This window comes from Aeromonas sp. S18(2024), from assembly GCF_041402525.1.
Classification (GTDB): Bacteria; Pseudomonadota; Gammaproteobacteria; order Enterobacterales; family Aeromonadaceae; genus Aeromonas; species Aeromonas enteropelogenes.
In genome coordinates, this window is the sequence record NZ_JBGLQV010000002.1 from 514,393 (window position 1) to 538,868 (window position 24,476).

General features: G+C 55.4%; 24 protein-coding genes. 12 read left to right on the top strand and 12 right to left on the bottom strand.

Annotated elements, in window-relative coordinates; genetic code table 11:
- Positions 1 to 100: 100 nt before the first annotated feature.
- From ACB034_RS05545 to ACB034_RS05560, 4 genes are all read right to left on the bottom strand, one after another.
- On the bottom strand, positions 101 to 724 hold the full coding sequence (locus ACB034_RS05545; RefSeq protein WP_095593102.1) for a DUF1788 domain-containing protein: 624 nt from the start codon (positions 722 to 724) through the stop codon (positions 101 to 103).
- On the bottom strand, positions 721 to 1,320 hold the full coding sequence (locus tag ACB034_RS05550; protein WP_279981766.1) for a DUF1819 family protein: 600 nt from the start codon (positions 1,318 to 1,320) through the stop codon (positions 721 to 723). The genes ACB034_RS05545 and ACB034_RS05550 overlap by 4 nt, the downstream gene beginning before the upstream one ends.
- 133 nt (positions 1,321 to 1,453) lie before the next feature.
- Positions 1,454 to 1,897 carry a hypothetical protein gene (locus ACB034_RS05555; RefSeq protein WP_371172295.1) on the bottom strand — a complete coding sequence of 148 codons (444 nt, stop codon included), beginning with the start codon at positions 1,895 to 1,897 and terminating at the stop codon, positions 1,454 to 1,456.
- A gap of 244 nt (positions 1,898 to 2,141) precedes the next feature.
- On the bottom strand, positions 2,142 to 3,386 hold the full coding sequence (locus tag ACB034_RS05560) for a hypothetical protein (RefSeq protein WP_371172296.1): 1,245 nt from the start codon (positions 3,384 to 3,386) through the stop codon (positions 2,142 to 2,144).
- A 380-nt stretch (positions 3,387 to 3,766) separates the two neighbouring features.
- On the opposite strand from ACB034_RS05560, the gene ACB034_RS05565 reads away from it, so the two are divergent.
- Positions 3,767 to 4,684 carry a WYL domain-containing protein gene (locus ACB034_RS05565; RefSeq protein ID WP_224159575.1) on the top strand — a complete coding sequence of 306 codons (918 nt, stop codon included), beginning with the start codon at positions 3,767 to 3,769 and terminating at the stop codon, positions 4,682 to 4,684.
- 44 nt (positions 4,685 to 4,728) lie between these two features.
- Here ACB034_RS05565 and ACB034_RS05570 read toward each other — a convergent pair whose 3' ends face one another.
- The gene (locus tag ACB034_RS05570) at positions 4,729 to 4,917 is read right to left on the bottom strand and encodes a DUF3283 family protein (protein ID WP_050664990.1); all 189 of its coding nucleotides are present in this window, start codon (positions 4,915 to 4,917) and stop codon (positions 4,729 to 4,731) included.
- A 116-nt stretch (positions 4,918 to 5,033) separates the two neighbouring features.
- Here ACB034_RS05570 and umuD point away from each other — a divergent pair, with 116 nt between their 5' ends.
- Together umuD and umuC are read left to right on the top strand one after the other, a co-directional pair.
- A complete protein-coding gene (umuD, locus tag ACB034_RS05575; RefSeq protein WP_049048522.1) occupies positions 5,034 to 5,477 on the top strand; it encodes a translesion error-prone DNA polymerase V autoproteolytic subunit in 444 nt (147 codons plus the stop codon).
- On the top strand, positions 5,458 to 6,717 hold the full coding sequence (umuC, locus tag ACB034_RS05580; RefSeq protein ID WP_371172297.1) for a translesion error-prone DNA polymerase V subunit UmuC: 1,260 nt from the start codon (positions 5,458 to 5,460) through the stop codon (positions 6,715 to 6,717). Before umuD ends, umuC begins: the two co-directional genes overlap by 20 nt.
- 32 nt (positions 6,718 to 6,749) lie before the next feature.
- On the opposite strand, the gene ACB034_RS05585 is transcribed toward umuC, so the two are convergent.
- From ACB034_RS05585 to ACB034_RS05595, 3 genes are all read right to left on the bottom strand, one after another.
- Positions 6,750 to 7,778 (bottom strand): Fic family protein, encoded by a 1,029-nt coding sequence (locus ACB034_RS05585; protein ID WP_198505936.1) that lies wholly within the window; start codon positions 7,776 to 7,778, stop codon positions 6,750 to 6,752.
- Between the two features lie 122 nt (positions 7,779 to 7,900).
- Positions 7,901 to 8,569, bottom strand: a complete 669-nt coding sequence (locus ACB034_RS05590) for an inovirus Gp2 family protein (RefSeq protein WP_371172298.1) — start codon at positions 8,567 to 8,569, stop codon at positions 7,901 to 7,903.
- A 427-nt stretch (positions 8,570 to 8,996) separates the two neighbouring features.
- Positions 8,997 to 9,173, bottom strand: a complete 177-nt coding sequence (locus ACB034_RS05595; RefSeq protein WP_279981773.1) for an AlpA family transcriptional regulator — start codon at positions 9,171 to 9,173, stop codon at positions 8,997 to 8,999.
- A 585-nt stretch (positions 9,174 to 9,758) separates the two neighbouring features.
- Here ACB034_RS05595 and ACB034_RS05600 point away from each other — a divergent pair.
- The gene (locus ACB034_RS05600) at positions 9,759 to 10,781 is read left to right on the top strand and encodes a hypothetical protein (RefSeq protein ID WP_279981774.1); all 1,023 of its coding nucleotides are present in this window, start codon (positions 9,759 to 9,761) and stop codon (positions 10,779 to 10,781) included.
- A 9-nt stretch (positions 10,782 to 10,790) separates the two neighbouring features.
- On the opposite strand, the gene ACB034_RS05605 is transcribed toward ACB034_RS05600, so the two are convergent.
- The 3 genes from ACB034_RS05605 to ACB034_RS05615 all read right to left on the bottom strand — a co-directional run bounded on the left by ACB034_RS05605 (position 10,791) and on the right by ACB034_RS05615 (position 13,477).
- Positions 10,791 to 12,125: a tyrosine-type recombinase/integrase gene (locus tag ACB034_RS05605; RefSeq protein ID WP_371172299.1), complete on the bottom strand. Its 1,335-nt coding sequence runs from the start codon at positions 12,123 to 12,125 to the stop codon at positions 10,791 to 10,793.
- Positions 12,126 to 12,500: 375 nt separating this feature from the next.
- Positions 12,501 to 12,968, bottom strand: coding sequence for a DUF2877 domain-containing protein (locus ACB034_RS05610; RefSeq protein ID WP_371172300.1), 468 nt, complete (start codon positions 12,966 to 12,968; stop codon positions 12,501 to 12,503).
- Between the two features lie 284 nt (positions 12,969 to 13,252).
- On the bottom strand, positions 13,253 to 13,477 hold the full coding sequence (locus ACB034_RS05615; RefSeq protein ID WP_042028059.1) for a hypothetical protein: 225 nt from the start codon (positions 13,475 to 13,477) through the stop codon (positions 13,253 to 13,255).
- Positions 13,478 to 13,579: 102 nt separating this feature from the next.
- Between ACB034_RS05615 and ACB034_RS05620 the strand changes: the two genes are divergently transcribed.
- The 6 genes from ACB034_RS05620 (at position 13,580) to ACB034_RS05645 (ending at position 19,986) form a co-directional block, all read left to right on the top strand.
- Positions 13,580 to 14,245, top strand: coding sequence for a cysteine hydrolase family protein (locus tag ACB034_RS05620; protein ID WP_026456678.1), 666 nt, complete (start codon positions 13,580 to 13,582; stop codon positions 14,243 to 14,245).
- Positions 14,246 to 14,339: 94 nt separating this feature from the next.
- The gene (fdrA, locus tag ACB034_RS05625; protein WP_371172301.1) at positions 14,340 to 15,887 is read left to right on the top strand and encodes an acyl-CoA synthetase FdrA; all 1,548 of its coding nucleotides are present in this window, start codon (positions 14,340 to 14,342) and stop codon (positions 15,885 to 15,887) included.
- An 8-nt stretch (positions 15,888 to 15,895) separates the two neighbouring features.
- Entirely contained in the window at positions 15,896 to 17,308 is a 1,413-nt protein-coding gene (locus tag ACB034_RS05630; protein ID WP_371172302.1) for a DUF1116 domain-containing protein, read from the top strand.
- A 2-nt stretch (positions 17,309 to 17,310) separates the two neighbouring features.
- Positions 17,311 to 18,267, top strand: a complete 957-nt coding sequence (locus ACB034_RS05635) for a carbamate kinase (RefSeq protein WP_371172303.1) — start codon at positions 17,311 to 17,313, stop codon at positions 18,265 to 18,267.
- Between the two features lie 63 nt (positions 18,268 to 18,330).
- The gene (locus ACB034_RS05640) at positions 18,331 to 18,726 is read left to right on the top strand and encodes a gamma-glutamylcyclotransferase (RefSeq protein WP_042028063.1); all 396 of its coding nucleotides are present in this window, start codon (positions 18,331 to 18,333) and stop codon (positions 18,724 to 18,726) included.
- Positions 18,727 to 18,741: 15 nt separating this feature from the next.
- Positions 18,742 to 19,986, top strand: a complete 1,245-nt coding sequence (locus tag ACB034_RS05645) for a cytosine permease (RefSeq protein ID WP_371172304.1) — start codon at positions 18,742 to 18,744, stop codon at positions 19,984 to 19,986.
- A 55-nt stretch (positions 19,987 to 20,041) separates the two neighbouring features.
- Here the strand turns inward: ACB034_RS05645 and ACB034_RS05650 are convergent, their stop codons facing one another.
- On the bottom strand, positions 20,042 to 20,953 hold the full coding sequence (locus ACB034_RS05650; protein WP_371172305.1) for a LysR substrate-binding domain-containing protein: 912 nt from the start codon (positions 20,951 to 20,953) through the stop codon (positions 20,042 to 20,044).
- Between the two features lie 288 nt (positions 20,954 to 21,241).
- On the opposite strand from ACB034_RS05650, the gene ACB034_RS05655 reads away from it, so the two are divergent.
- Positions 21,242 to 22,132, top strand: coding sequence for a DMT family transporter (locus ACB034_RS05655; RefSeq protein ID WP_371172306.1), 891 nt, complete (start codon positions 21,242 to 21,244; stop codon positions 22,130 to 22,132).
- A 120-nt stretch (positions 22,133 to 22,252) separates the two neighbouring features.
- A complete protein-coding gene (locus tag ACB034_RS05660) occupies positions 22,253 to 24,190 on the top strand; it encodes a methyl-accepting chemotaxis protein (RefSeq protein WP_371172307.1) in 1,938 nt (645 codons plus the stop codon).
- Positions 24,191 to 24,476: the final 286 nt, after the last annotated feature.

The following is a 24,476-nucleotide window of genomic DNA, read 5'->3' on the forward strand; positions in this document are numbered from 1 at the left end:
GGCTTACCAATAGCTGAGGTTCGAAAGTTTTTGTAAAGAAACAATCCCTCTATGCCACTTAGGTCACAGCTCATTGGCCTATCTCTGAAAACCAAGGTGGCTATCCACCTTGGTATTTTGAAGCATGCGGCACTAGCTGGAACGCACGATAGTAATTGGCTGTTGCCACTTCGGCGCGATCCAGGTCAAAGGGATAGAGCTCAAGACCGTTGTATCGCCCTGGATAAAAGAGCACCAGAGGGATCGCACCCATATGTGCATGAAGAGCATTGAGCAAGCTGTGGCCACGAAGTAATGGCCAACATTGGCCAAGGCCGGACAACAGCACAAACTGCGGATTGGCTGGATGAATTTTGCTCATCAAATGCTGGGCAACACGCCCTTGCTCGAGCGGGCCTTTCAACGCTTTGGCCAACTCATCCGTCCCTTTTTTCAATTCCAGTTCAAAGGCCTTATCTAACAGCTTTCGTCCCTGCAACATGTCGAGTAGTTCTTCAAACAAGTTGAGGTGCAAAAATTGCAGCCCTTGCTTACGCACCTGGAGCAGGCTTGATTCGAGATACTCGCGCACGATCAACTCAAATTGAGGCGGATAATCGAAGATATAAAATCCGATCTCCCCTCCCAATTCTCGGTTGTTCAAGAAACTGTCACTTTGCAACCGCGCTTCTATCTGCTCCAAGCGAGCCTTAAGTTGCGGCTCGCTATCCCACCGCACCTTCATCGTGCTGACTCCATCGCCTCATAGGCTTTTGGACAGCCCAAGCGCATCGACCACTCTCTCACTTCGGGTAACAGGTAAAGATTCTGCAATTTTCTCGAACGACCAGACTCAAGATACCCAACATCTGCCAGGATCTTAAAAACGTTATTCCCCATTTTCTGAATTGAGCTCGCTGAAAATTGTTCAAGGCCATCAACAACCCGTTGCCGAGACAAAAAAAATTCCTGCCAGTCATCGCTACGCAGTGATTCTCGATACATGCGCCTAGCATCGGAAACAACCGTTGCCATAAAATCGCCTAGAACGGGAGACTGACATATGGTTGCCAGCAGTAACATCTGCTTTGCCAGGTCATCAGACACCTGCAGCAGTGCAGTCCAGAAATCCCGTCCCATCGGCTCAAGTCTTTTGCGAAGAGTTGATGCCATCCGCTTAGCACTATGCACAGAGGTTTTTTGTAATGCATTTTCGTTAACAATGGCATCACTCCAGCTCACTTCATCCGGATGTTGTAGCAGTAGTTCAGCAACCACTCTGCTCTCACGCAACATGATACTGCCACCGATGATGTCGCCCAGATATGCTTTGGCCGTCATAACTACTCTCTATTCGACAATGGGTTCTAAGACACGGTTATCATACGCGAAACGAGCCACATTGCCTTTAACCAAGCGCACAGTTATCCCTCTGGGGCTGCCTGAACGACGACAACTCCCTCATTTTCGATGGTCATTGCCCCAACAAGACTGGCGGCAGGCTTTCACCACGGCATTTCAACTGCCCCAGAGCGTTGGTTCTACAGACGGTACCGTCGGAAGCACGTAAATTGCCGAGGCTATCCTCACGCCAGATCACCCGCACCCCAGTTTTTGGGGTGCTACCACGCACATTACCCAATGCATCTTCACGGTAGGTTGTACCGTCACTGCCCTTGAGGTTGCCCAAGACATCAGTGCGCCAGGTGATGCCCGAGCCCGAATCCCTGATATTGCCGAGAGAATCCTCACGCAGGACGCCCTGCTTACCATCGTCACACCGGTAGTGGGTATGGCCCAACGTACCCTCCCTATAGGTGCAGTTGGCTGCCAATGCTGTTGATTGCAGCAGCCCAAGCAGCAGAGCGGCCAGCGACAACTGGCGTGCTGCTAACCAAAAACCGGTTCGGTTACTCATCGCATGCCCTCTCTGAGGTGGTCTCGGCTGACTATACCGGGCCTGCCGCGCAGCTTCGATACTGGGGTTTTGCACATGTCGTGTTTTCAGGCGGATGCGGATATCGCAGAGAATCTAGAAAACCAGGGGGCGATTCAGGGATTAGCTTGTGTATGACCTCAGACAGTCAACTAGCTTTTCCCCATGTACCACTGAAGAACCCCAAAGATACCAACACATTGGTATTATCTTGAATTTGAAAGAATTATTTACATTTCTCACACCACCAGCCATTAGGGCCGTTGCCTCTATCTCCCCCACAGTGAGGGCAGGAACCCGGTTTGATAGAGGAGTACCACTGGCGTTGCGTGTCGCTCACGGGTTGCGGACTGGCAACCGGGTTGGTCTGTTTCTGGGGAGTGCGGTTTACATTTGCGCCACCTCGCATGCTGGCGTAGGAATACCGTGTAGACGCTTCTGCCTTTTCTGCTCTTGCTATTCGTTTCGCACGAGAACTGATGCAAATTTCGCGATAACAGTAGCCGTCAGCATCAAGACGTTGGTGCTGTAGTTGGCAATTACGACACGCGGTCGGCGTAGATCGTGGATACTGCCCCCCATTGCTGGTCTTGTCGCTGTCTTGCGCAGCCCGTGCGGCATAGTCTCGTGCTATCTGGGCGGCACGATCCTGTTCAGCCAATCTCATCTGAGCCGTAATCGCCGCTTGGTGCTCGCGTTGCATCCTTTGCTTTGCCTCATACTGACGCCGCGCTTCCTCCAGTTGTTCTTGTTTTAGTTGCTGCTGTCTGGCTTTCTCCTCTGCTTCTTGCCGTCGCTGTTCGGCAAGCTGCTCCAGGGCGATCAGCGCCATCTCCTCGCGTGGGTGATAGAGCCAATGCAGGCAGTTGGGATTTTCGCTGAGAATCGTCAGCATCAAAGTCGTCGTGTCCATCCCTGCCGAGCGAGACTTATCGAACATCCGGTCGCCAAATTGGCTATAACGAACAGCCAAAACGCCTGTTTTAGGGTGTTTGGCAATGAATCGCCCAAGCCACAGCGGGTACAACCCTACAGGCTCGTGCGCGGCAGGAAAGTGTAAGGCAAGGTGGAAGTCTGGTCGGGACATCAACTGAAATAGCCCTGCCGGAACACCATGGGTCTCTGCTTGCGGAACAAATTGAACGCCTATATCAGCATGGGCCTTAGCAACCAGTTCCTTGGCCCCATCAAACGAGGTGTAATGGGCAGGTGTATTGAGCTTCACTACACTTTCCAGCTTAGAGAGCAGCATCAACCGCACACTGGTTTCAAAGGCGTAGAAGCATTTTTCCTGGCTGTCACGGTAATGAGCAAAGCAGTGGCGGTTTTGCTCACCTTTTCTGGCAACGAGCAATCCTTTACAACTGGGACAATGACAACTGGCTGCAAGTCCTCTTTCAACATCATCGACCGAGACAATTGCACCGGTCTCGCTCTTAATTGCGAAGGGTATTTTATTCTGAAAGTCCATCAATCGGTCACCTGAATAAGCTCAACCTTCATTTCTGGTAAGCCGCAGAATAGAGTGGCAACGTCCTCTGCCTTATCCCTTCACCTACCCCCTTTGAGTCTCTACTACGTTCATCTACTTGGTACCCTTGTACTAAATAAATACACCTAATCGTACTACACCACCCCGAAAGCCTTGAGGTATAGGGCCTGGCGGCAAAGCCTGGCATGATCTTGTGATTGTGAGAGCAACCGAAGTTGAGCTGCACTTCGGCAATATGCTGGTAGAACGTGGTACAGACAGCACAATCTTTTTCACCACACTGTGATTAACTCAGTATATGTCGCCTGTATACTCATGCCGATACTGGTTACATACACATGTCGCATTTTGGAGCACATATGGCCCCCAGAGAGCTCACTTGGGATCAGACCCTACGCTTTCGCCTGCTAGAGATCGTGTTGCAATGGGAAGGTCGGCTGACCACCAATCACCTAATGACAGCCTTCAATATCGGCCGCCAGCAAGCATCACGGGATATCAATCACTACCTGACCTACTACTCACCAGAAGGGTTGATCTATGACCGAAGCCTGAAGGGATACAAGCCCACCGAGCAATTCGTGCCGCGATTTAGTGAAGGAAAGGTAGATGAGTACCTGATGCTGTTACATCGTGAAAAACAGCACCAACGCCAACATGAAGCGGGGCTGTTGACCCTGCCGCTGATGGATTTGCGCTACGGCCATATCGAGATCTTGGATGTACCCAACCGCCATATCGACCCCAAGATTGTGCGGGGTCTGGTGCAAGCGGCTCGCGGTCAGTTGCGGGTCGATGTCGATTACGTATCCCTCAGCTCAGAGGAGCAAAGCGGCCGCAATATCGTGCCCCATACCCTGGTCTATGACGGGATCCGCTGGCACGTGCGCGCTTACTGCGAGAAAAAAGGGGTGTATCTGGATTTTGTGATGAGCCGGTTTCGTGGGGAACCTGAGCTACTGGATACCTCCCCTCACGGCCGGGATCAGGATCTTGAGTGGAACACCCAGGTCACTGCGGTGGTCATACCCAATCCAACCCTCAGCGCAGGACAACAGGCCATCATTGCCAGTGACTATGCCATGCCAGATGGCAAGCTGCTGCTCAACCAGCGCATCCCTTTGATGCATTACGCGCTGGAGCGCATGCAGGTGAGCTATAACGGCGATCACGAACAGCATCCGCTGCTCTACCCGCTGGTGCTGGCAAACCGGGACGAGTTGGTAGCCAAGGGCTGCATCTTCAAGCTCCGAAGCCCGGATTTGCGCGAGAGTTAAGGGACTTAGGGTGTTCCCAGAATAAAAACATGACTACAGGAAGGCTAGCCCCTTTTGTACCTACTTACTTGCTCAAGAAAATAGCTGCCCAGCTCACCCTTATGCTGGCTTGCTTCGCTTTCTGCGCTGGCCAAGTGACCGTTGCGCTCCTTCCATACGGCATATGCGGCGGCCTTCTCGACCTCGACCCGTTCTTGCTGCTCTTTCGGTAGGGCACACAGATTGTGACTCATACTGACCTCTTTGTTATCTATTGGCGCAATGGTACGCCATCAGTGGCATGCGGGACTTGCGCTGGTTCAAAGGTGGTGCGCTATAATGCCTGTATATAAATACAGGTATTGTTACCATGAAGCTGTTAACCCCAGACCCATCACCCGCCGAGGTGACCATCCCGCTGTTCTTACACCGTGCCTCTTGCGGCTTTCCCAGCCCAGCCAGCGACTATCTGGAAGGGAAGTTGGACCTCAACACCCACTGCGTGCCGCATCCTGCAGCAACCTTCTATCTGCGTGCCGAGGGGGAGAGCATGACCGGGGTCGGCATCTTTCCCGGTGACTTGCTGGTGGTCGATAAGAGCCTGACCCCGCGCCATGGTGATGTGGTGATTGCACTGCTCGATGGCGGCTTCACGGTCAAGACCTTGCAGCTCAAGCCGAGGCTGCGGCTGTTGCCAGCCAATCCGGCGTTTGCGCCTATCGACCCTTGCATGAGCCTCTCCCTGGAGCTATTCGGGGTGGTCACCCATGTGATTGGCAATCTGAGGCAGCGTGATGGCCATAGCGCTCGTTGATGTAAACAACTTCTACGCCAGCTGTGAGCGGCTGTTTCGCCCTGAGCTGCGTGGCCGCCCGATCGTGGTGCTCTCCAACAACGATGGATGCGTGGTGTCGCGCAGCCCCGAGGCCAAGGCGATGGGCATCAAGATGACCGGGCCCTACTTCAAGATCCGCGAGCAGTTCGAGGCGCATGGCGGTGTGGCGTTCAGCTCCAACTACGCGCTCTATGGCGATATGTCTGCCCGGGTGATGAGCGCGTTGGAGACCATGGCCCCCGAGCTGGAGGTCTACTCCATCGATGAAGCATTCCTGTCACTGTCTGAGTCGTTTGCCGGGGACCTGACAGCCTATGGGCAACAGATCCGGCAGCGAGTGTGGCAGTGGACCGGCCTAACGGTAGGGGTCGGGATCGGCCCCACCAAGACCCTCGCCAAGCTGGCCAACTATGCTGCCAAGAAGTGGCCTGCCACTGGCGGCGTCGTGGACTTGCGTGACGAGCTGCGCCGCGCCCGGCTGATGGCCATCACCCCGGTGGATGAGGTGTGGGGCATAGGGCGGCGCTTGGGGGCCAAGTTGGTGGCTCAAGGCGTCAACACCGTGGCTGACCTGGTGGCCAGTGATGCCAAAGGGCTGCGCGCCCAATACGGCGTGGTGGTCGAGCGGATCGTACAGGAGCTGCGTGGCCTGCCTTGCGCAGAGCTGACCGTTGAACCGGCGGCGAAGCTGCAGATCCTCTCGAGCCGTTCCTTTGGTGAGCGCGTGACTGACCGTGGAGAAATGGCCCAAGCGTTGTCAGGCTTTATGGCTCGCGCAGCCGAGAAGCTGCGGGCCGAGGGGATGTGTTGCCAGCGGGTGCACCTGTTCGTGCGAACCAGCCCCTTTGATGAACGAGCCCCTTACTGCAGTGAGCAGGCTGGCGTTCGGCTGGTCTGCCCTAGTGATGACACCCGGTTGTTGCTGCAGCAAGTGAACGTACTGCTACCGCAGATTTGGCGCGACGGTTACCGCTATCAGAAAGGCGGGGTCATGCTGAGTGAGTTCACTCCCAAGGGGCAGCAACAGGCCGATCTGTTTGCCCCATCCTCCACTCAATCGGATGCGCTGATGGCAGTGATGGACCAGATCAAAGCCAAGGGATTGGGGCGCGTAGGCTTTGCCAGCCAAGGCATGGGGTCAGCCGAGTGGATGATGCGACAAGAGCACTTGAGCCCCTGTTACACCACCCGCTGGGAGGACCTGCCGGTGGCTAGGTAGTCCTGAGTCGGTTAGTTGCGGGGCTGGATGGTTTACGCGTCAGGATCCAGTACCTCCCAACGTCCGCTCTTACGCGGCCCAACAAAACGTAATCGCCCTTCTTTGACCAGCATGGCAACAGCTCTCTCCACTGTACTGGTCGACTTGCCAATACGCTCTGCAACTTGCTTGAGCGTTATGGTTGGCTCAGCCGCCAGTTCCGCCAAGATGGCCTGGGGGGTTTTGACCCGTTTTTCTACCTGCGTTTCAACCTTCATTTCTACCCGCATTTTTTCCTGATGAGGTGATACTGCTGTTGGTTGAATCGCAATCGCTTGGGTCAGCGCATCGCGCAGCGCTTCCAGCAAAAAGAGGATGAAATCGGTACAATCACTGCGACTATCAGCCTGACTTAGCTGCTGATAGTAGTGATCTTGCCGTGCCTTAATGACCGTCTCCACGGGTAAGAAGGCCATTACAGGCTGCCAGCGGTTCAAGATCACCGTCTGCCATAAACGTCCCATCCGACCATTTCCATCCGCAAAGGGATGAATAAACTCCAACTCATAATGCAAGGCACAGGACGCGATCAGCGGATGCGCCTCGGTCTCAGCCAGCCAAGTCAATAGCTGTCCCATCAGACGAGGGACCTGGTTCGCAGGGGGAGCCATATGCACTAACTGCTCGCCTCGATATATACCTACGCCACCGCTACGCCAGTGACCCGCATCATCGCAGAGTCCACGCATCAGAAGTCCGTGAGCACCGAGTAGATCATCAGCGGAAGCCGGATCCCAATCAGGCATTGCTTCATAGGCCGCAAACGCATTACGTACCTCTTGGATTTCCCGTGGAAGCCCAAGCACCGTCTTCCCCTCAATCACTGCCGTCACCTGCTCGACACTCAGGGTATTGTGCTCTATAGCCAAGGAGGCTTGGATAGTGCGGATCCGGTTCTCCCGACGCAGCATCGGCACTTGGGAGCTCTGAGCAAACCGCCACTGCCCCACCAACTCGGCGATCTCCGCCACTCGACTCAACATGGCATGGGTCAGGGTGAAGGGGGGGGAATAGGCTGCCATGGGTTACTCCAACTGATGCGATAACAAATGAGGATTAGCTTAACAGATCCGGGAGGAGAAACTCCCGGATCAGATGCCATCTAAAGCTGCAGTAAAAGTCTCTTATCAACACCAATAAGCCTTCAAATGTTACTCCCCCCGAAACAGCGGTACCCTTGTCCACGCCGCTTTGTCTCGTTTTTAGCCAGATAGGCTGCCCGCACAAGCATCTTCTTGAGTGACTCGGTATCATTCCGCTCAATGAGATACTCAGCATTCTTGGGGAAATGCACCAATCCCATTTTTTTACTATCTTGCAGATTGATATTTTCATCATACACAGCGCTGTGCCACGCCACTCTTATTTTATTAGCAAGGTTCATTCTTTCAGATTCATAATTCCCTAATTTGTAGTAAGCATCCCTATTCAAAAATATCATCATGTGATAGTGAGGACAGGGAGCACCGGCTGTTTGCTCCTTAGCCCAAACGTATCTAATCTCAGTCAAATGAACCCTCTTGCCTTCATAACGTCGTTCTGACTCATCGCGCTCAATGAGCCATTTAAGCCTTGAAAAGAACTCCTTAATTATCCTTGAGCCCGACTCAGGCTTTAAGGCTAAATACATTCCAAAGCCAGTATGTTGTTCAAAATGAAAGTCAACTCGAAAAGCAAACACTCTTGGGTAATGCTTAAGAGCGCTCTCCAATACAGAGAGGATTTTCTCTAAATTATCCACATTAAAGCGATAATTCTGTCCTTCGTAGAACTGCTGAGCAAGCAGGACATACTCTTCTATAGAAACAGACATTTGAACTCTCCCAATAGATTGTTGATAGACATTGAAGGTTTAAATACTGATGGGTATGTTTTTCGGATAGAGCGGTAGTGTTTTTAAACAAGGTCTATTAACTGGTGTAATCACCAGGATAGTTTGTGTATAGATGCGATTAACACTTTCTTTGAATACGGAATAGAGCAATTAAACTACCATGATCAGTGATGGCTATTGCTTAGCATGGTTCAAGCAGGCAGGTTCATAGGCTGTCAATATATTTTCAATGAAGGTATCATTGCATTTAAATATACACATTCATTCAACTTAAAACATATATTACTATTACCTACACAAATGTATTGAATATCAAACCAGTCTAAAAACTCTTATCCCAGATAGGACAAGACTTGTAGCCTGAGCAACAAGCTAATTTGTTCAAATTATTATTCAGAAATTAGCCCTAGCGAAGATTTACTTTATCTTCAATCCACGACTCTATTTCAGAGCTAACCCAAGCAACAGATCTTGGGCCGATCTTGACTGATGCTGGAAATTTCCCGTCATTCATCTGACGGTAAACAGATGCCTTAGATAGCGATGTCATTGCCATGACATCTTTCAATTTAATTAGTTTCATGATGAGCTCCTTTTGTCGTCCATAGGAGTGGGCTCACATGTAAAAAACAATCCCCATCATAAAAACACCAAGAGTGTAGGCACTACATTTTTATCATACGCATCATCAATATATTATATCTGTAGCATACACATCTCTATAAAAGCGCATACCTAAAAAATAGATAAACCACGAACATATGGTTGACAGCATTGTGCTTATGTCTATAAACGAACTTAAAACATTATCATGACCTAGTAACGTTTCGATACCAAGAATATTGAAAATTCAATACTGAATCAGTACCTCTCATCTGTCTGAAAATCTCGTTAATACATTAAACCTAACACTTCCCCCCTCATGACTTAGATAAAACAAAGAGTCTGCACACCTCGTAACAGTCTACCTCAGCTACATGCAGGCTCTACTTCAACCATCTCTACGTCGGTACTGTTCTGCTAGCAACCAGTAAAAGTAAGGCTATATGGGCCATACTTCTCAAAAAAAACAACTAAAACCAATTGATAAAACATCAAAAACAACATATAAACAAACCACAAACAAGAATAAATCAATCGAAAAATTACTTAGTAATCGGAGGTTTTAATGGCTGAAGTAGTGGGTGCTCCTTTAATGTCTTTATCCGAAAGAGAGCTATCTTTCATTTGCAACATTCACAGGGTTGAAATTAAAAAATTCAAACCCCTTGAACGACGACATGATGCCTTACTTCATGAATTACAAATAAACAACGAAAAAACACTAAATAGAGTTAACATACGAGCTTTACACGACAATATGATTGCAAATGGTATTTCTTCTTCCGGTATTGCATACATCAATGAAATCCTTAAGGCAGAATGCTTAGATAAATCATATTTCGAGTGGATAAACACTGATAATGATCGACTATGTAATTTCATATGGGCATATATTAAATGTGCTAAAGAAAAAATTGAATTGGTTAATGATGCTGACTTTGTTTTTGGGAATAACATGAACACAAACAGCACAAGATTTGAAAAAACACTATATATCTCACCAGAAAATATCATCAAAGAAACCTCCTATATATCTTTTGGCTTGCAACAAGATGCATTTAGATTTGTTGAGCTAAATACAACCAACAACAAAATCATCAAACGTAATGTGATTTCTTTTTTTGATACGTGGGATGTTTCACTAAATGAAAAAGAAAAAAACATAAAAACATTGGAAAATAAATGGACTAACATAAGAAACTTTGATGATTTGGAGACTTGGATACCTAAAAATGATCCAGATAAAATTAACTGGGCGTGGTCATATATACACAAGGACGCGGCTCCAGATTGGTTTATAAATGATAATCACAGGCTAGACAAATATCTCGGCATCATAACAACATTTGATTTACTTAATGAGTACCAAGATAAGAGATCTTTATTAAAGAAGAATATGAAATCTGCTTGGTCACAAAAGGCATATCGTGATAAAAATAATGGTAAAAGGGCGGTAAGTATTGTGCTATCCGAAGATATTATTAAAAAACTAGACTTTGTTTGTGAAAACACAGATAGAAGAAAAAATGAGGTAGTCACAAGGCTGATTAGAGAAGAATATGACAAAATAAAAAAAGGCGGACACTAGTCCGCCTTTTTATTTTGCTTTTCTTATAAACTCAATAACATTTCCATGAGGGTTAGTTTTTTGTGGCTCATTGGCTACTTCAAGTTCAACCAACTCGCCCCAGCGTTGCCATAGCATTTTTTTCTTATCGTCATGTCGCGACCGATGGTAGGTTATAACCAATTTATTGAGTGGGAGATGATTCAGACATAATTCAATCACTCTCTCTTCTGCATCTAATCTCTCAGCCCAATTTGTTGCAGCACTACGCCGTAAATCATGTACGGTAAATGGCTCCATATCAGATAATGAACGAGAAATGAAACGCCTTAAAGCTCTGGTTATCGAGTCAACTAAAATTGGCTCAATTACGTCACTTTTGGGTCTGTCTGATTCAAAAACAAAGTCACCGTTTACATATAGTGCCTGTTCCTCAATCAACGCTTTCGCCTGTCGAGATAAGAATACCGAATGTGGCTTTCCATTCTTAGTATCAGGGATCGTCCAGATATCATCTCTAATATGTGAAAAACGCATATTAGCGACTTCACCTCTACGACATCCGGTTAGTATCAATAACTTAATCGCATTTGCGGCAGGTAAAGAAATCGTTGCATGTCGAGAAACGCCACGCCCTCCAGCCGCCAAGCTACCACCACTCCCAAGATCCTCATCAATCGCCTTCCATAGCCTGCGCAATTCTGGGACTGTCAACCATCTCTCTCTTGGCGAACCGGCACTGGCACCAAAATCCTTGGGTCGCAACAGTCTCGCAGGGTTGGCCTCAATCAGGCAGTGAACCACCGCATAATCCAACATCTGGTTTAGCGTTCCCAACCCCTTACGGGTTTCGTCTTTTGTTGCACGTCGGGTTATCTCTAACGCTTGCGCCAAGTGGGCACGAGTCAGATCGATTAAACGAATATTGCCCAGAGTTTTCTTGAGATGACGATTCCAACGCTCCTGATGACATTGGAGGGTTTTGGGTTTGACAACCTCAGCAACACGCTGCGCATCAAGCCATCGTCCAAGCAACTCATCCATCGTCAGGGCCGTTTCATTTTTAGCCTTTTCACTAGCAACATGCTTGCGTGGATCAATCCCTTTCTTTACCAGGGCAGCCAGCTCTGCATGCTCAAGCCTGGCTCGCGCCAACGACAACGCAGGGTAATTACCCAGAACAACTGTCGCCTGAGTACCAGCAATCCGATAACGATAGACAAACCGCTTGCTCTTCCCTGCCCTAACCTCAATAGCTAATCCACCGCCATGGGGAGATTTCACCGCGTAGCGGGTAATCGAAGCCTCCCCTTGCAAAATCAATGAGGGGATCTCTCGATCCTGCGTTACCGGTTTTCTTGCCATAGCATTCTCTCCCCCCTGTTTGGGGTACCACTTGGGGTACCACAGCAAACATGATATAGGGTGAGACTTCATGAAACTAGCTGAAACCCACAACAAGAAAAATAAATATTAAAAACAATAGGTTACCATCAGAAATTCAACTTTATAAAACCTTCTGAAACACTACCTACCTTGGCTCCTAAGGGACAGGCCACTGGTTCGACTCCAGTCGGGAGCGCCATACAAAACAAGGGGTTGGCATCGTCATGATGCCAACCCCTTGGTCATTTTGGCTCAGAACAATCTGTGAATATTCAGCCGTGACGTGATGGCCCTCAAGCCACTCCAGGAAATGTAGCAATATTCCGTATCCGACCCATCTGCGACAAGCCGTAGCTATCTTGCCCGTTCACGGGCAAGGCTCAGCGCATATCGAACACCGCACAGCATGTCATGACCCGATGAGTGACCATAATCGGCAACCTGTTCGATGGCCGTGAAGATGTCATCTCCTCGCGCTGCCGCCAGTTGCAGCAAACGCTCGCCATAATGGCCTGCAGCTCCCAATCTCAGCATGGCTGCGCTAATGTCCGTCGTGCGACCAAGCAGTGGGCTCAGGGCAACGATCAGCTCGTCACGACGTGGATGGGCCTGGTTCTCCAGCGCAAATAACACTCCCAACAGAAAATCATCGCCGGATGGGGTCAAACCATGGCCATAACCGAGCAAGGAAATAAGTGCCGGGGTCAGCTCGTCTTCCACTCCCCCCAACCCGTTCTCCAGCATCACCAGCGATGCGGTCAGATAGTCGCGATCCTTGCCATGCCACTGCGCCCAGAAGCCGCCAGCAGGAGGATTTTGCACCAAGAAGTGATCCAGTGCAGACAATAGGGCTGTGCCCAGGATTCGCTCTCCTGTCAGGCAAGTCGAGTGCCATCGGCAATCGGCTAATGCGATCTCGCCGTCACACCCCTGGAGCGTACTCCCGCACCAGCGCCAACGGCTACCCGGTTGCAATGCATCGGGCAGCTGCCTCGTTGCAAGCACCACCCCTGCAGGAGGCAACGGCATGTCGCATACCAGCAGCGTGAGCCATTCCCCCTGGCATGAGACCAGATTACAACTGCGCTCGAAGCGGGAGTGCACGGTCAGAATACTCGAAACAGGAATGGCTCGAACACGTTCACAACCCCGCACAGCGGAAAGGGAAAAGAACGACAAAAGATGCTCCTTGAATACAGATTGGCGAAGCAGATCACAGTTCCGGGATCCTCTTTATCGATAGTCACATCCGGAGGAATGGAGGCCTGCCCTGGCGCAACACCAGTGGTGATCGCGGTTTGCGCCATTGTGCCACCGTGGTGAAATGCCATCCCTCAAATCTTTTGTTGGTTGGAGCCAATTTCTTTCTGCGCAGCCCCGCTTAGCCCTCCATAGACTGGCCACATGAATCATCCATCCCGTAGGAGAACACCATGAACAAGCGTATCAGTGCACAGCCTTTCGATTTCACTTTCGACCCGGCCACCACCGCCCTCATCGTGATCGACATGCAGCGTGATTTCGTCGAGCCCAATGGATTTGGCCATGCCCTGGGGAACGATGTCTCCCTTGTGCGACGGGCCATCGACCCCTGCCGCAAGGTCCTCGACGCAGCCCGTGCCAACGGCATGCTGGTCATCCACACCCGCGAAGGCCACCGCCCGGATCTGACCGACTGCCTGCCCGCCAAACTGGTTCGCGGCGGCAAGCGTTTCATCGGTGAGCAAGGCGCCATGGGCCGCATTCTGGTGCAAGGGGAAGCGGGACACGACATCATCCCGGAGCTCTATCCCATCGCGGGCGAACCGGTGATCGACAAGCCGGGCAAGGGGGCATTCTACTCCACCGACCTGCACCTGATTTTGCAAGCGCGCGGCATCCGCTCGCTCATCATCTGCGGCGTCACCACCGAGGTCTGTGTGCAGACCACCGCCCGTGAAGCCAACGACCGCGGTTATGAGCTGCTGATCCCGGCCGATTGCTGCGCCTCCTACTTCCCCGAATTTCACCGGGTCACCCTCGAGATGATCCAGGCCCAGGGCGCCATCGTCGGCTGGGTCAGCGATTCCGCACACGTGGTCACCGCCCTCAAGGGCTGACCCCGGGGGCTCACAGCCCCGTTCTCTACTGACTGACAGAGGGTCCGTGACCGGGTCCGGGCCTTCTACACCCGTTAATTACGGAAACACCGGCATGTTGCATTACAAAATCTATTCAAATCTCTACAAGGACTCCGTCTCGCTGATGCAGATCTCCTCCCGCCTGAGCGGGTTGGAGGGCGTGCGTCAGGCCTCGGTCGCCATGGCAACCGAGGCCAACCTCGATCGGATGCGCGATGCGGGGATGGCGCTCTCCGTGGTGGCCAAACCCAGCGATCTGCTGATCGCCTTGCTGGCCGATGAAGCCATTGGCCTGCAGGCACTGGCACTGGCCGACGAACTGCTGCGTCCGGCACCGGTCGACGACGCCCCCGGTGCCGTGGGCCTGCGTCCCGCTACCTCCCTGGCCATGGGCAAGGAGCGCGACAGCGACGCCAACCTCGCCCTCATCTCTGTTCCCGGTCGCTACGCTGCCGCCGAGGCGCTCAAAGCGTTGCACCTTGGCATGAACGTCATGCTGTTTTCCGACAATGTGCCCGAAGCACAAGAGCTCGCCATCAAGGAGTTTGCTGCCCGGCAAGACCTGCTGGTGATGGGGCCCGATTGCGGCACCGCCATCGTAAACGGTATGCCGCTGGGGTTTGCCAACGTAGTACGCCGCGGCACCATCGGTCTGGTGGCGGCTTCCGGTACCGGTCTGCAAGAGGTGAGCTGCCGCATTCATCATCTGGGTGAAGGCGTCTCCCAGGCGCTTGGCACCGGCGGGCGTGATCTGCACGAGGAGATCGGCGGCCTGAGCATGCAGCAGGCGATCCGGATGCTGGCAGCAGACCCCGACACCCGCCTGATCACCCTCATCTCCAAGCCACCCGCAGAAGCGGTGAGCCAGCAGGTACTGGCCCTGGCCCGCGAGTGCGGCAAACCGGTCGTAGTGCATTTCCTTGGCGCCGACTGCGCCGCGCTGGCAGCGCAAGGTGTCATCCCTGCCACCAGCCTGCAACATGCAGCCGATGTGGCCGTCGCCATCCTGCGCGATGAACCGCTGCCCTCCTCCATCAGCCTTGATGACGCTGCACTGGATCAGGTGCAAAGCGCACTCGGCGCCATGGCGCCAGGGCAGCGGGATATTCGCGGCATCTTTGCCGGGGGCACCTTCTGTTACGAAGCCCAGCTAGCCCTCATCACAGCCGGTCTCGCCTGCGAATCCAACGCGCCGGTCAAAGGCGCAAGCTCGCTGCAAGACCCCGCCCGTGGTTACGGCCATAGTCTGGTGGACATGGGGGATGACGAATTTACCCAGGGTCGCCCCCACCCCATGATCGACCCGACCCTGCGCAACGCTCGTCTGTTGCAGGAAGCCGCCGATCCCGCCACCGCCATCCTGCTGTTTGATGTGGTGCTGGGCTATGGCGCCAGCCTCGATCCCACCGGTGAGCTGCTCGCCACGCTGGCGCGTGCCCGCCACGAGGCCGAACAGACCGGACGCCAGCTTATCGCCATCGCCCACGTTTGCGGTACAGAACTCGATCCCCAGCCGCGCCAGCAGCAGATCGATCGTCTACGTGAGGCTGGCGTGCTGATCGCCCAAAGCAATATGCAAGCCGCCCAGCTCGCTGCCCGACTGGCCCTGCAACTGAAGTGAGAATCAAGATGAGCATTCAATCCGCCAATCCCCTGTTTCAACAACCGCTCCGGGTGCTCGGTCTGGGCCTGCAGGGCTTTTCCGACAATCTGATCGACGCCGGAGGCCAGGTATTGCATCTGGCCTGGCAGCCGGTCGCCGAGGGGGATGATGCCGCCAACTGGACGCTGGCTACCCTGCTGGAAGATCCGCGTATTCAGGCTGCCAACGAGCAGGCGATGCAACGCTACCTCGAGGCCCAACCCTCACTGATCGGCGTGAGCGTTGCCAGCCGCGAAATCGCGGCGCTACGCGGCAAGCGCCGCATTCTGCACGCAGGCCCTCCCATCGACTGGAGCGAAATGTGCGGCCCGATGCAGGGCGCCATCGCCGGCGCCATCGTGTTCGAAGGCTGGGCCCCGGATGTCGACAGCGCTATGGCCATGGCCGCGCGGGGCGATGTTGCGCTCGAGCCCTGCCACCACTATCAGGCGGTCGGCCCCATGTCCGGCATCATCAGCCCCTCCATGCCGGTCTGGGTGGTGGAGAACCGCGCCCACGGCAACTGCGCGTTTTGCAACTTCAACGAAGGGCTCGGCAAGGTGTTGCGCTTTGGCGCCAACAGCGACGAAGTGCTGACTCGCTTGCGCTGGATGGGCGACGTGCTGGCCCCGACTCTGGCTGCCGCGCTCGAACAGTGCGGTGAAATTGAGCTCAAGCCGCTGATCGCCCAGGCCCTGCACATGGGAGACGAGTGCCATAACCGCAACGCTGCGGCCAGTGGTCTGCTGTTCAAGCGCCTCGCACCAACTCTCGCCAGTCTGGCCCGCGGGCCCGAGGTGCTGGCGTTCATCGCCGCCAACGATCACTTCTTCCTGAACCTGTCGATGGCTGCCTGCAAGGTGATGCTTGATGCGGCGCACGGCGTGCCTCACAGCACCATGGTGACCGTGATGGCCCGTAATGGCGTCAACTTCGGCATCCGCCTCTCCGGCACCGGCGATCGCTGGTTCCAGGCTCCGGCCAATCCGGTCAACGGCCTCTTCTTCCCGGGGTACGGCGTCGATGATGCGGCCGCCGATCTTGGGGATTCCGCCATTACCGAAACCGCAGGGATCGGCGGATTCGCCATGGCCGCCTCCCCTGCCATCGTCAAGTTCGTCGGCGGTACCCCGGCCGATGCCATCGGCCACAGCATGGCGATGCAGCAGATCACCCTGGCCCAGCACCCTGCCTTTACCCTGCCTGCGCTCAACTTTGCCGGCTCGGCCACTTGCATCGACGCCCGCAAGGTCGTGGATCGCAACATACTGCCGGTCATCAACACAGGGATCGCCCACAAGCAGGCCGGTGTCGGCCAGATTGGTGCGGGGATCACCACAGCGCCGCTCGCCTGCTTCGTTACAGCCCTCTCGGCCATCGCCGACGAACTGGAGTCATAAACATGCAGAAGAAAAAACTCGCCGTCGTCGCCGTGGGCGGCAATGCCCTGATCAAAAGCCGTGATGAAGTGGCCCTTGACCAACAGTACGACGCGGTCTCCGAGACCGCTCGCCATGTGGCTGACCTGATTGCCGCTGGCTGGCGGGTGGTGCTGACCCACGGCAACGGGCCGCAGGTGGGCTTTATCCTGCGCCGAAGCGAACTGGCCAGCGCTGAAGTGCCGACCGTGCCGCTCGAGTACGCCGTCGGCGATACCCTGGGCGCCATCGGCTTTATGTTCCAGAACGCCCTGGGTAACGAGTTGCAACGCCGTGGACTGGCACAGACCAAGGTCATCGCGTTGGTCACCCAGACCCTGATCGATCGTCGCGACCCGGCCTTTGCGCATCCCGACAAACCCATAGGCGCGCACATGAGCCAGACGATCGCCGAGCAGCTGGCAGCCGAGCAAGGGTGGCAGATTGCCGAAGATGCCGGCCGTGGCTGGCGGCGGGTGGTTGCCTCCCCGGCACCGCTTGGCATCGTCGAGTCCCCCACCATCCGCGCCCTGCTCGAGCAGGATGCCCTGGTCATTGCCTGCGGCGGTGGCGGCATTCCGGTGGTGAGGGAAGAGGACGGCTCTCTGCGAGCCGCACAAGCGGTCATCGACAAGGATCGCGCCTCTGCCCTGCTCGCCATCGAGCTGCAGGCTGACATGCTGCTGATCCCGACCGGTGTCGAGCAGGTCGCCATCCATTTCGGCACGCCGGAGCAGCGCTGGCTCGAGAGCCTGAACCTTGCCGAAGCAACACAGCTGCTGGCCGACGGTCACTTCGGTGCCGGCAGCATGGGTCCCAAGGTGGAGGCCATGCTGAGCTACCTCAAAAGTTGTCCAAGCGGGGTGGGTCTTATCACCAATCCGCCCTCCATGGGGAAGGCGGTGCTTGGCCAGGCCGGCACCCGTTTTCTGGGTCACTGATGACAGGCGGGGCCGGGTGCCCCGCTACGAGACACATATCACCACACACGTTAAGGAGTACTCATGTCTGATAACAAGGTTCTGCTCGCAGTCAACGGCACCCTGATGCGCGGCCTGGAGCTGAATCCCAACATGCTGGCCGTCGGCGCCGAGTTTGTCGCCGAGTCAGCCACCACAGCGGATTACCGCTGCTGGAGCATCGGCGATCGCCACCCCGGCATGGTTCGTTTCCCCGGTGAAGGGGCCGAGATTGCTCTGGAGCTGTGGGCTGTGCCGCCCGCCGGACTTGGCAACATCCTGCAAAAAGAACCCGCCGGCCTCTCCATTGGCAAGGTCACCCTGAAAGATGGTCAGGAAGTGCTGGGCGTACTGGCCGAGCCCTGGCTGGTCGAGGGACAGCGGGAGATCACCGAAACCGGCGGCTGGCGCAATTACACAGGTCACCACCACATCGACTAAGCAAAGGAGTTCATCATGCGCAAAACCGACACGAGCCCGGGAACGGCATCCGGCCTGCACATCACCATGATCCTGCTGGGCATCGCCATGACCCCGGTGCTTCTCTCCTCATCCAGTCTGGGTAACCAGTTGCAGGAGGGGCAACTCGTCAGCGTCGTGGCGCTGGGGGGGCTGATCCTGGCCATCCTCTCTGCCATCACCATCAGCGTGGGAGAAAAAGCCCGACTGCCAACCTATGGCATCGTCAAGTTCTCTTTTGGCAACAAGGGGGCGACTGCCATCAACATCCTGATGGCCATCAGCCTGTTTGGCTGGATCTCGGTCACCGCCAACATGTTCGGATACACGGTGCAGGATCTGCTCGCCCAGCAGGGCTGGTCGGTACCAGCGCCCCTGCTGGTGGCTATGGGATGCGTGATCTTCACCGCATCGACCGCCTTTGGCTTTGCCGTGCTCGGCAAGGTGGCCCAGCTGGCCGTGCCCGTGATTGCGCTGATGCTCTGCTACATCCTGAGCGTAGTGCTCGACACCCCGCCCGCTCCCATTGGCGATGCCCTGAGCAGTATGGAGACCGGTGTTGCGGTCTCAAGCGTGGTCGGCACCATCATAGTTCTGGTGGCCACCCTGCCCGATTTCGGCAGCTTCGTGCATAACCGCAAGCATGCCCTGATCGCCGCAGCGCTCACCTTTATGATCGCCTACCCGCTCCTGTTCTGGGCTGGTGCCACCCCGAGCAACATCACGGGTCAAGGTTCCCTGCTGGGTGCCATGGCGCCACTCGGTGCAGCACTGCCGGCAGCACTGTTACTGGTCTTTGCCTGCGTCACCGGCAACGCCGGCAACATGTTCCAGGGGACATTGGTGGTCTCCACCCTGCTTGAGCGCATTCCCAAGTGGCAGATCACCGTAGCGCTGGGGATACTGGCGACCCTGATCGGCAGCATGGACATCATGAGCTGGTTTATCCCCTTCCTGCTCTTTTTGGGCATTGCCACCCCGCCGGTGGCCGGCATCTACATCGCCGATTTCCTGCGCTATCGCAGCCAGGGCTACGACAAGCGACTGCTGGCCCAGGAACCACCCATCAAATGGAGCACCTTTGTGGTCTGGATCCTCGGCTCGCTGGTCGGCTTCCTGACCGCCAACGGCGTCATCACTCTAACCATGATCCCGTCGCTGGACTCCATTTTGGTGGCAAGCCTCGGTTATCTGGCGCTAAGTCGCCGCCCGGCACTGCTCGCCGATAAACAGGCTCACTGATTCCCTCACATACCAAAAAGGCCGCATCTGCGGCCTTTTCATAGCAGAACCAGCGCTAGCAGAGTGGCCCCTGCAACCCCTGTTGCAAGGCCGGATCACGCAGTTGCCGCAACCACCAGCTAAAGCAGGGACGCGTATGCTGGCGCTGCCAAGCCAAAAACAGTGGGGTCGGCTGTTTCGGCGACTCTACTGTCATCACCTGAAGACGACCGTCATCAATCAGTGGCTGGCCAAAGTGACGCGGCACAAAACCGATACCGACCCCTTCGGCCTGAAGCGAGAGTTTGCTGTGGAAATCGGGTACTTGTAGCGCTTTCTGGCCACGCAACAACCAAGCTTCCTTGGGCTTGAGCTGTACAGAAGTATCTCGAATGCAAATCGCCGGATAACGGCGCAGGGTTCGCTCGGTCAGGGGTTGGGGCAATTGTGCCACCGGATGGCGCGGGCTCACGGCAAACACCCACTCCACCATCCCCATCGGCTCTGCGCCGATCTCGCTATTGGCAATCACCTGATTGGGCGCCCCTACAGCGATATCGGCCCGCTTGGCCAGCAGGGCATCCCACACCCCGTCGTGCACGTCGATGGCGAGCTGGATCTCAGTCTGGGGAAAAAGAGTCTCACATTCACGTAGCAAGGGGGTGAGAGGCGCCAGCGAGAGGATGTTGTTAAAAGAGAGGCGGATCGCGGGTTCAACCCCCATGGCAATCAGGCGGGTGGAATCTTCGAGGCTGCCAAGCTCACCCAGGATCAGCTCCCCGCGCTTGATAAAGTGGTAACCTGCCTCCGTCAGCACCAGTTGCTTGCCTTGGCGCTCGAACAGAATGACGCCGAGGGCATCCTCCAGCTTATGCAGGGTGTAACTGAGAGCACTGGGTACCTTGTGCAACTCCTGGGAAGCGGCGGCAAAACTGCCACAGCGGGCAATGACAATAACAACCTTGATCGCGTCGGCGGTAATAACCATGCAAAACAGCTCCTTTTCGGGAGCGTAATATAACATCACCAGTCATCCAGTTTTTTGACCACCGCCATCAAGACAGAAAAAGGTACCCAAAGCAGGTCACTTTTCCACATGCATTTGGGGTTATTTCTGGCCATGATCAGGCATCTGCCAGATCACCGATGGCCGGAATACGGCCAGTTCTATGGCCTTTACGCTTTTTGGATAAAAACCCCGTCACCGAAAACAAAACCTCTCTGCTAGACTGGCCCTCTTTTTTATCATGTCGTGCATCTTGCAAAGGAGTGTTGGATGTCTGCTTCTTCCTGGTGGGACAGGTCCACCGGTTTCGCCCTGCTGACCATACTGCTGTGGGCCTCTCTGGCAGCCCTCACCTCCAGAGTCACCAGCGTATCGCCACTGGTATTGGTGGGCTTGGTACTGCTGTTTTGCGGCGTAGGGGCCTTGCCATTCTGGCGCCAATGGCGAGCCAGCCCTCTCACCTGGCTGGTCACTGTGACTGCCCTCTTGTTCTACCACATGTTGCTGTTCATGAGCTTTCGCCACGCTCCCGTGCTGGAGGCAAACCTCATCAACTACCTGTGGCCCCTGTGCATCATACTGTTCACCCCCCTGCTGCTACCGGGTCACCCGCTGCAGGCCCGCCACCTGTTGGCCGGAGCGCTCGGCCTGGCCGGCTCCGTGCTGGTGATGGTCAATGGCGAGCTGCAACTGCAACAAGCCTACCTGCCCGGCTATCTGCTGGCACTCGGCGCCGCCATCATCTGGGGCGGCTATTCCGTACTCTCACGCCGGCTTCCCCCGGCGCCGGCGGTCGTGACGGCGGCAGCCTGCCTGCCCGCCGGCTTGCTAGCCTTGCTGCTGGCCTGGCTACAGGAGGGGCCCCTGCCCCTTGCCCGGATCCCGACCGGTGACTGGTGGCTTATCATCGGATTGGCGATCGGTCCCATGGGGGCCGCCTTCGTCACCTGGTATCTTGCGCTGCGGGACGGAGATCCACGCCGGATCGGTGCCCTTGCCTATCTCACGCCACTGTTGAGTACTCTTCTACTGGTGCAGCTCAACGGCGAGCAGCTCACACCCCGCCACCTGCTGGCCGGCACCCTCATCATGGGGGGAGCCCTGCTCGGCATGCAGGGCAAACGAACCACCCCGGCACTGGCAACGGCACACCCGAAGTGACGGTCGAGAGCCTGGCGCCCTTGCCACCAAGGCGCGCAAGGCTCCTGTCATAAAAATGCCACGCATCCTGTTTAGCCTCACGCCATGCTCCCCATGGTCTGTGCATACAGGAAGATCACAGTGAAAATCGCCCATTACGCCACCCTCTCCTCCCTCGTCTTGTTGCTGGTTGCTGGAGGGCAGGCGTTGGCCCTGCTCCACGGCTGGCGGCAACTGGGCCAGAGCAATCTCGCCCAACAGCAGCATGAGGCTCGCCAGCAACTGATCACTGTCTCCCTGCAAGATACCCTGCGCGCCTATCTGGATAGTGGCGATCCGCAACGACTCACTGAAGCGCAGGCGCTGCGCCAGCAAGCGCTGGAAAGCCTGACGGGACAACCCGATGCTCTGGCAGGGCCACTGCGCCAGCAGCTGGCAGCGATGGAGCAGCGGATCGCGCACGATTATCTTGCCGCCGGCAAGCTCTCCGGCAACAGCCAGTCACTGCTGCAACATGCCGAAAACGAGCTCGCTAGCCAGGCCATTGCCCTGTTGCGTTACGCCGGTTCGGGCAACTCCGACGAGCAAGGAGCTGTCGCCCGGCAATACCGGGAGGGAGCCGCCACCGTGCTGGCCAGCCTACCGGGACTCGCCCATCTGCGCGAGCGTTACATGGCGCAGGGCCGCGACAAGTTGCTCGAGGGGATCCGCTTCGAACTGGGCGCCCTGCAAAAACAGGCGGAGCAGTTGCAAGCCCTGCCTCTGCTCGGCCGCTATGAAGAGGCACCGACCGATGAATTCACCCTGGGTGAGCCACAACGCCAGGAGCTGGGTGAGCAGCCTCGTAGCGAACTGCTGTCGCTGATCAAACGTTACCCACAGGAGCTGGCCAACAGCCGCAAGGCGCTGGGGCAGCAACAGGCGGGCCGTCAGGCGATACAGGAGGACATCTTGCAGATGCTGCAGGCAACCGGGCTGATGGGAGAACAGCTCGCCCAGGCGCGTCTGGCGGTGACCCGCCACCTTGCCACCATACTGGGTTCCTTGGCGTTGTGTCTGGTGCTGGTCGCGCTGCTGTTTGCCCTGGTGCAGCGCCGCTGGCTGCTCAGGCCACTGCTGCGGTTGCGCAGCGCCTTCCTGCTACTGGATCAGACCGGCCAGGCCGATCCCCTACCGACGGGGCGCGAGCGCAACGAACTGGCGGATATCGTCGCCAGCTACAACCGTCTGATCGGACGCCTGCAGCAGGAACAAAAACACAAGGCCGGCCAGCTGTCGGCGGTCTCCACCAGCCTGCAGGGCATGGTCAATCAGGTCGATGAAATTCACCAGAGCACTCGCACCACGGAGCAGGTGGTCGACGAGAGCGGTCAGATGATGGGAGAGCTCAACCAGCTGGCCAGCGAAGTGCATCAGGTCGCAGCCGAGATAGCCCGGCATGCCCATCACAACGAACAGGCGATGAGCGAGAGCGAAGGGCTGGTCGGCAATATGCTGCACGCCACCCATCAGACCGGGCTCGCCATCGACGAGAGCGACGAGGCCCTGCGCGCGCTCAGGGGGTCGGTCACCGAGGTCTCCGCCATCGTCGATGTCATTGGCCACATCGCCCAGCAGACCAACTTGCTGGCCCTCAATGCCGCCATTGAAGCAGCCCGGGCCGGTGAAGCCGGGCGGGGATTTGCCGTGGTCGCGGATGAAGTGCGCACGCTCTCGGCCCATACCCAACGTTCCCTTGACCAGATCACCGACATACTGAAACGGCTGACCCACTCGGGTGAGCAACTTGCCACCGTGCTGACCCGCATCACCAGCGAATCCGGCAGCCAGCGGGTCCAGGCCGAACAGTTGCGCCAGACCACCCTGGCGGTGCGGGAAATAGCCCGCAACACGGCGGTGATCGCCCTGCAGGGGGCGGACAACGCCAAAAGTCAGGAACACAAGCTTGCCAGCTTTGCCGACCTGATCGCCCGCATCCATCAACATGCGCACCAGGTCAGCCAGCTGTCGGTCCAGGTTTCATCCCATATCCATCACCAGGCCCAGCAGATCCCCCGCATCCTCGGCCAGCAAGGCTGAGCCGCACCATTCGCCCTACTCACTCCGCCATGGCGGAGTGAGTTTTTTTGTATCGCAAAATTATATGTTGCATACGGGTTATACCCGCACCGGCATAACCCTGCAGGATACGCAGGTTCCACCACCCTGACGGCAAGCAAGAAAACGTTATCATTGCCGTCATACGGGGGATGAAACGGTATGAGAGCGGCCGTCACGATTATTTGCACTCGGTCATATTTTTGAAACTTGGTGGGAACTTTTAATTGATATTTCGCACCGCGAACGTACTCTTGAGTTGTCCGAT